Origin of the sequence: uncultured Wocania sp. (assembly GCF_964021735.1) — a bacterium.
In the GTDB taxonomy this organism is placed as follows: domain Bacteria; phylum Bacteroidota; class Bacteroidia; order Flavobacteriales; family Flavobacteriaceae; genus Wocania_A.
In genome coordinates, this window is the sequence record NZ_CAXIBN010000168.1 from 1 (window position 1) to 6,722 (window position 6,722).

4 protein-coding genes are annotated in these 6,722 nt (G+C 33.1%); 3 read left to right on the top strand and 1 reads right to left on the bottom strand.

The genetic code is table 11. From position 1 onward, the window contains the following. Nucleotides 1–1,134 (top strand): ATP-binding protein (locus tag AADI82_RS12600; RefSeq protein ID WP_341216782.1); only part of this gene is annotated, 1,134 nt, incomplete at its 5' end. A 205-nt stretch (nucleotides 1,135–1,339) separates the two neighbouring features. Here the strand turns inward: AADI82_RS12600 and AADI82_RS12605 are convergent. Then, nucleotides 1,340–2,893, bottom strand: coding sequence for an aldehyde dehydrogenase family protein (locus AADI82_RS12605; protein ID WP_341216783.1), 1,554 nt, complete (start codon nucleotides 2,891–2,893; stop codon nucleotides 1,340–1,342). A gap of 121 nt (nucleotides 2,894–3,014) precedes the next feature. On the opposite strand from AADI82_RS12605, the gene AADI82_RS12610 reads away from it, so the two are divergent. Further along, nucleotides 3,015–4,130, top strand: a complete 1,116-nt coding sequence (locus AADI82_RS12610; protein ID WP_341216784.1) for an isoaspartyl peptidase/L-asparaginase — start codon at nucleotides 3,015–3,017, stop codon at nucleotides 4,128–4,130. Nucleotides 4,131–4,341: 211 nt separating this feature from the next. Further along, on the top strand, nucleotides 4,342–6,722 hold a 2,381-nt coding region (locus AADI82_RS12615; RefSeq protein WP_341216785.1), incomplete at its 3' end, for an MG2 domain-containing protein.

Consider the following 6,722-nt stretch of genomic DNA (forward strand, 5'->3'; position numbering starts at 1 on the left):
ATGATTAACAAACGCTTACTTATAAAACACCTTTTAGCTCATAACGATGAGAACAGTTTTTATGATAAAAAGCGTAAAATAGATATTAGCCATAAAGAGGGAAAAGCTAAATTTTTAAAACACATATGTGCACTTTCAAACAGTAACCCTAAAAACAACTCGTACATTGTTATTGGAGTTGAAGATGAAGACAATAACATTATTGGTGTTGATTTTTTTGATGATAGTAAAATTCAAAACCTCATTAATGCTTATTTAAGTCATCCGCCTATTGTACAATACGAAAACATTCCGTTTCCGCATTTACCAGACGATAAAGTAGTTGGACTAGTTACCATTCGTCCCACTGGAAAAATAACATCGCTACGTAAAAACATTTGGAAATATTATGGTGGCTCTGTGTTTTTTAGGGATGGCAGTATGAGCATGCCAAAAGTGTTCGATATTGAAATAAAAGACATCAATTCTAAAATTGTTGAAGCCATTGAAAAACATGCGCAAAACAATATTGAACATACATTAGATGCTGTTTTTTATTTTATGAATACACGTAAAGATTATAACGCACAATACAAGGTTTTTAAAGAGTACTTTGTGGTGTGTTGGTCAGGGCAAAAAAAAGTAGTTAAAGACGAAATATATTTTTCTAGAGTTGATATCGAATTGATTAACGAGCAGGTCCGCTTATTTTTTTCGGCTTTAGATGAGGTTTCAATATCCATTAATGACGATTGTTTTAAAATTATTGAATATGTAAATCTTGGACTTCAAAACACCAATAAATATTACCCTTTGGAAGAAACCATTATTTCGTTTGAAAATAATGCTAATTATAATATTGAAACGAAGCTATTATTTGAACCACCCCAATTTGATAAAAAAATACTACATCATATTTATAATTCTAACAATGCTATTTTAGAGAAACTCAAAAAAGGACTTCCTTTTACAAAAAACGAAGAGCAAGATTTAAAAAACTTACCGGTAACGTATTTAATTTGTTATCTCAATCTTTTTCATGATGCTATAGACAGGCTAAATGAAGCCAAACCTTATTTGCGACATTACAGTGAAGAATTATATAATCTTTACAAAGAGGCATTACGTATTTTAAGAAAAGTGAAATACAGTTGATTACTTGTTGATAAAATTAATGTTAATTTAACCTTCAGCTATTGCATAACACATTAATTATAAGCATTTTTGCATCGCTATTAATCTTTTATTAGATATAAACCTTGTTTCTGCCAGTACATTTCTGGAATTTGAGACAAGGTTTTTTTTAAATAAAAAAGCCACAAAAAGATGTGGCTTAATAAATATAATTTAAATCTTATTTTTATAAATCAAATTTAATTCCTTGAGCTAATGGTAACTCATCAGAATAATTGATTGTATTTGTTTGACGTCTCATGTATACTTTCCAAGCATCAGAACCAGACTCTCGTCCACCACCAGTTTCTTTTTCACCACCAAAAGCACCTCCAATTTCAGCACCAGAAGTTCCGATGTTGACATTCGCAATTCCACAATCTGAACCTGCATATGATAAGAATTTTTCTGCTTCTTTCATTTCATTAGTCATGATGGCAGAAGATAATCCTTGGGCAACACCATTCTGTTTTTCTATAGCATTTTCTACTTCTCCAGAATATTTCATTAAATATAAAATAGGTGCAAACGTTTCGTGTTGTACAATTTCAAAATGATTTTCAGCTTCAATAATTGCTGGTTTAACGTAGCATCCACTTTCGTAACCTTCACCTTCTAAAACACCACCTTCAACTAATACGTTTCCACCTTCTGCTTTTGCTTTTTCGATAGCAGCTAAATAGGTGTTAACGGCATCTTTATCAATTAATGGTCCTATATGATTAGTTTCATCTAATGGATTTCCGATAGTCAATTGACCATAAGCACCAACAATGGCATCTCTAACTTTATCGTAAACAGATTCATGAATAATTAATCGCCTTGTAGAAGTACAACGTTGTCCACAAGTTCCAACAGCACCAAAAACAGCACCAGGAACCACCACTTTTAAATCGGCAGTTGGTGTAATAATAATGGCATTGTTTCCTCCTAATTCTAATAAAGATTTTCCAAAACGTTCAGCAACTGTTGCGCCAACAATCCTTCCCATTCTTGTTGAACCTGTGGCAGAAACTAAAGGAATACGAGAATCTGTAGTCATCATTTCACCAACTTTATAATCGCCATTAATGATACACGAAATACCTTCTGGCAAGTTGTTTTCTTTTAAAATTTCAGCAATAATATTTTGACAAGCAATTGAGCATAATGGTGCTTTTTCGGAAGCTTTCCAAACACATACATCGCCACAAATCCAAGCTAAAGCTGTGTTCCATGCCCAAACGGCAACTGGAAAGTTAAATGCCGAAATAATACCAACAACACCAATTGGATGCCATTGTTCTCTCATAACATGCCCTGGTCTTTCAGATGGAATAGTTTGTCCGTTTAATTGTCTAGATAATCCAACAGCAAAATCACAGATATCAATCATTTCTTGAACTTCTCCGTAGCCTTCTTGTAAAGATTTACCCATCTCGTAAGACACTAATTTCCCCAATGGTTTTTTTAAGTCTCTTAATTTGTTTCCAAATTGACGCACAATTTCTCCACGTTGAGGAGCAGGAATATCTCTCCAAGATAAAAATGCTTTTGTAGCAGCACCCATTACTTTGTCGTAATCTGCTCTGGTAGTCGTTTTTACTTTACCAATTAATTTTCCATCAACTGGCGAATAGGATTCTATAGTTTCTCCATTAGAAAAATTGTTTGAACCTGTTGAAGTGCCTTCATTAACAGCCTTTACACCCAATGATTCTAAAGCTTCTTGTATTCCGAAATCAGTTGTCACCGTTTCCATATATTTTTGTTTTAATATTATTATTCAGTTTTGTTGCGAATATACTAATTTATAGTGTTTATTTTTCTCAATTTTACATTAAAATACTATCTTTAAAAGCTATTCAACCTATTAATTTATTATGAAAAAAATCGCCTTTTTATTATCCGTTTTATTCCTTTTTAGTGCTTGTAAAGAAGGAAATAAACTATTTGACTCAAATCCTCAAGAGAGGCTTGATGATGTGCCAACAATTAAATTAGAAGACGGCCAAGTAATTCCATTAAATAAAGAGACTTCCAATGCCTTTTCAATAATTATCCATGGAGGTGCTGGCACTATTTTAAAAAAGAATATGTCTCCTGAAATGGAAACCGCTTATAAACAAAAATTAGAAGAAGCTATTCGAGTAGGTTATGATATCTTAAAAAATGGGGGAACAAGTTTAGAAGCAGTAACTAAAACCATAAATATTATGGAAGACTCTCCACTATTTAACGCGGGAAAAGGTGCTGTTTTCACAAATGAAGGAACTAACGAACATGATGCCTCCATAATGGATGGAGAAACTTTAAACGCAGGAGCTTCCGCAGGAACCACAACCGTTAGAAATCCTATTGATTTAGCCAAAGCTGTTATGGAAAAATCGCCTCATGTGATGCTATCTGGAAAAGGAGCAAACACATTCGCCAAAGAGCAGGGTTTACAAATTGTTGACCCGAATTATTTTTACACTGAAAGACGTTATAAATCACTTCAAAACATAAAAGAAAAAGAACAAACAGAACTAGATCATGATACTAAAGTCTCATTTTATGATAACGATATTAAAGATTCAAAATTTGGAACTGTAGGGTGTGCTGCATTAGATAAAAATGGCAACTTAGCTGCTGGAACTTCAACGGGCGGCATGACAAATAAACGCTGGGGGCGCATTGGCGACTCGCCTATTATTGGTGCTGGTACGTATGCTAATAACAATACTTGTGCCGTATCGAGCACAGGTTGGGGCGAATACTTTATTCGTGCCATGGTCGCTTATGATATTTCTGCGCTTATGGAATACAAAGGATTATCGCTTAAAGAAGCGTCAAAAGAAGTTATTCAAAACAAACTAACTAAGCTTGGTGGTACTGGTGGTATTGTTGCCATTGATAAAAACGGTAATATGGTTGCTGAATTTAATACGGCTGGTATGTATAGAGCGACTATGAATGATAAAGGTGAGTTGACTATTGGGATTTACAATGAGGAATAATTTTAAGAACACTTTAACAAAGCTACTAAGTCTAAACATAAAAACTTGAACGTACTTTTATTAACGAGAAACATCGTATGTGAAAAATATCTTTCTCCTATAAAAGCTATTTCGATGTTACATTTGACAGATAAATTAATAGAAATCTACAAATGAAACTACCTACGCTTTCTTTTTTAGTTATTTTGTTCATTTAAAATCCATCAAATTTATGTCATTAAAAAAGCTCTTTGCTTTCGTATTGATTCTTACGTTAGCCTTTTCCTGTAAAAAGAAAGTAACAGAAACCGATAATCTTTTCAAATTTAGAGACTATATAAGTTATACTACTTCCGGAATGACATCAGTTGCTAGTCCTATTCAAATTAATTTGGCAAACGATGTTGAAGGCTGGGAAATGAGTTCTGAAATCACCGATAACATCGTGAGCATAAAACCACATGTTGAAGGTAAGTTGACAGCTTTCAACAAACACACACTACTTTTTACCCCAGATGAACATTTAGAACCTGATACCGAATATACCGTTACCGTTAAGCTTGGGGCAATTTATAAAAACATGCCCGATGGTTTTAAAGATTACACCTTTCAGTTTAAAACCATTACACCCAATTTTAACGTCACTACCAATCATTTACAATCTTACAGCAAAAACTGGCAATATCTTGAGGGCGTTATAAAATCTGCTGATGTAATATCGATTACCGATGCTAAAACTTTAGTTGAAGCATCTCAAAATGATAAAAATTTAAATCTTGTTTTTAATGAAGCTAACGAAAGTTCTAAATATTTTGAATTTAAAATTGATAGTATCAATCGACAAATTGAAGACAGCAAAATTGATATAAAATGGAATGGAAAAAATATAAAAGCATCAAATAAAGGCGAAAACACCATCAATATTCCTGGAATAAATAATTTTACAATTGTTGATGTAGATGTTATCCAATCACCCGAACAGCATCTATCAATCAACTTTTCAGATCCTTTAAAAAAACAGCAAAATTTTGATGGTTTAGTTACTATTCAAAACATAAAAAATCCAAAATATATAGTAGATGGAAATGTGCTAAAAGTCTATCCAGATAGTAAATTAGTTGGTAATATTCAGGTTGATGTTTTTCAAGGCATAAAAAATACCGATGATTATAAATTGAAGAAACCCTTTTCTGAAACTATTGCTTTTGAAGACTTAAAACCACAAGTGCGTTTAATTAGTAATGGTACCATTCTACCAAATTCACAAGAATTAAAATTCAATTTTGAAGCTGTTAATTTAAGTGCTGTTGATGTAAGGGTTATCAAAATTTTTGAAGATAATGTGCTTCAGTTTTTACAGGACAACAATTTAAATAGCAACAACCGATACGACATTAAAAAAGTGGGGCGTCGTATTGCAAAACAAACAATTCAACTCCAAACATCAGCAGAAAACACCGGAAAATGGAAAGCGTATAGTATAGATTTGTCTAAGTTTTTTAAAGCTGATGCCGGTGCTATTTATCGCATTGAATTAAGCTACAATAAAAGTTATTCTTTATATGATTGCGAAGCGAACTCAAATATTACAAACACAGAAAATGATGAATACGATGAATATTACGAAGACGATTATTATGAAAATGATTTAGACGAAATATCATCAGAAGATGAAGATTTACGCGAAGAACAATACTGGGATAATTTAATATATCGCTATAAAAACTACAGCTACAATTGGCGAGAAGAAAACAACCCCTGTCACGATGCCTATTATAACGAACGTAAAATAGTATCTCAAAACCTACTGGCATCAAATCTTGGTGTGATTGCAAAACGAGGCACTAACAACTCCTATTATTTTGCAGTTACAAACATATTAAATACGAATCCAGAGGCTGGTGCAAAGGTTATACTGTATAATTTTCAACAGCAAGAATTGGCTAGTAGAACTACTGACGAGCAGGGTTTAATCACAATCGATTCTGACAAGCATGCAAATTTTGCTATTGTTACAAAAGGACAAAACACAACCTACGTTAAACTTTACGATGGTAATTCGTTATCGCTAAGCAAGTTTGATGTTTCTGGAAACCGTTTACAACGCGGACTTAAAGGTTACATTTATGGCGAACGTGGTGTTTGGCGACCTGGAGACACCTTGCATTTAACCTTTATGCTAAACGACACGGACAATAAGCTACCCAAAGGACACCCTGTTAAAATGGAAATTACTAACCCCAATGGAAAATTAGTTTATAAAAAAGTTACTGCAGATCACCTTAATAATTTCTACAAATTCACAGTGCCAACTTCTCAAGAGGATAAAACAGGAAACTATAATGCTAAAGTTTCGGTTGGTGGTGCTACATTTTATAAAGGTTTAAAAATTGAAACTGTTAAACCAAACCGATTAAAAATTAAAGTAGATTTCGAAAACGACATCCTAACTAGTACTGCACCATTAAAAGGAACATTAGATGTAAAGTGGCTTCATGGAGCGCCAGGAAAGAATTTAAAAGCAGAAATTAAAGCGAAATTTACACCGTCGCACACCAGCTTTAAAGGTTATAAAAATTACATCTTTAACGACCCTACTCGTAAATTTAATAC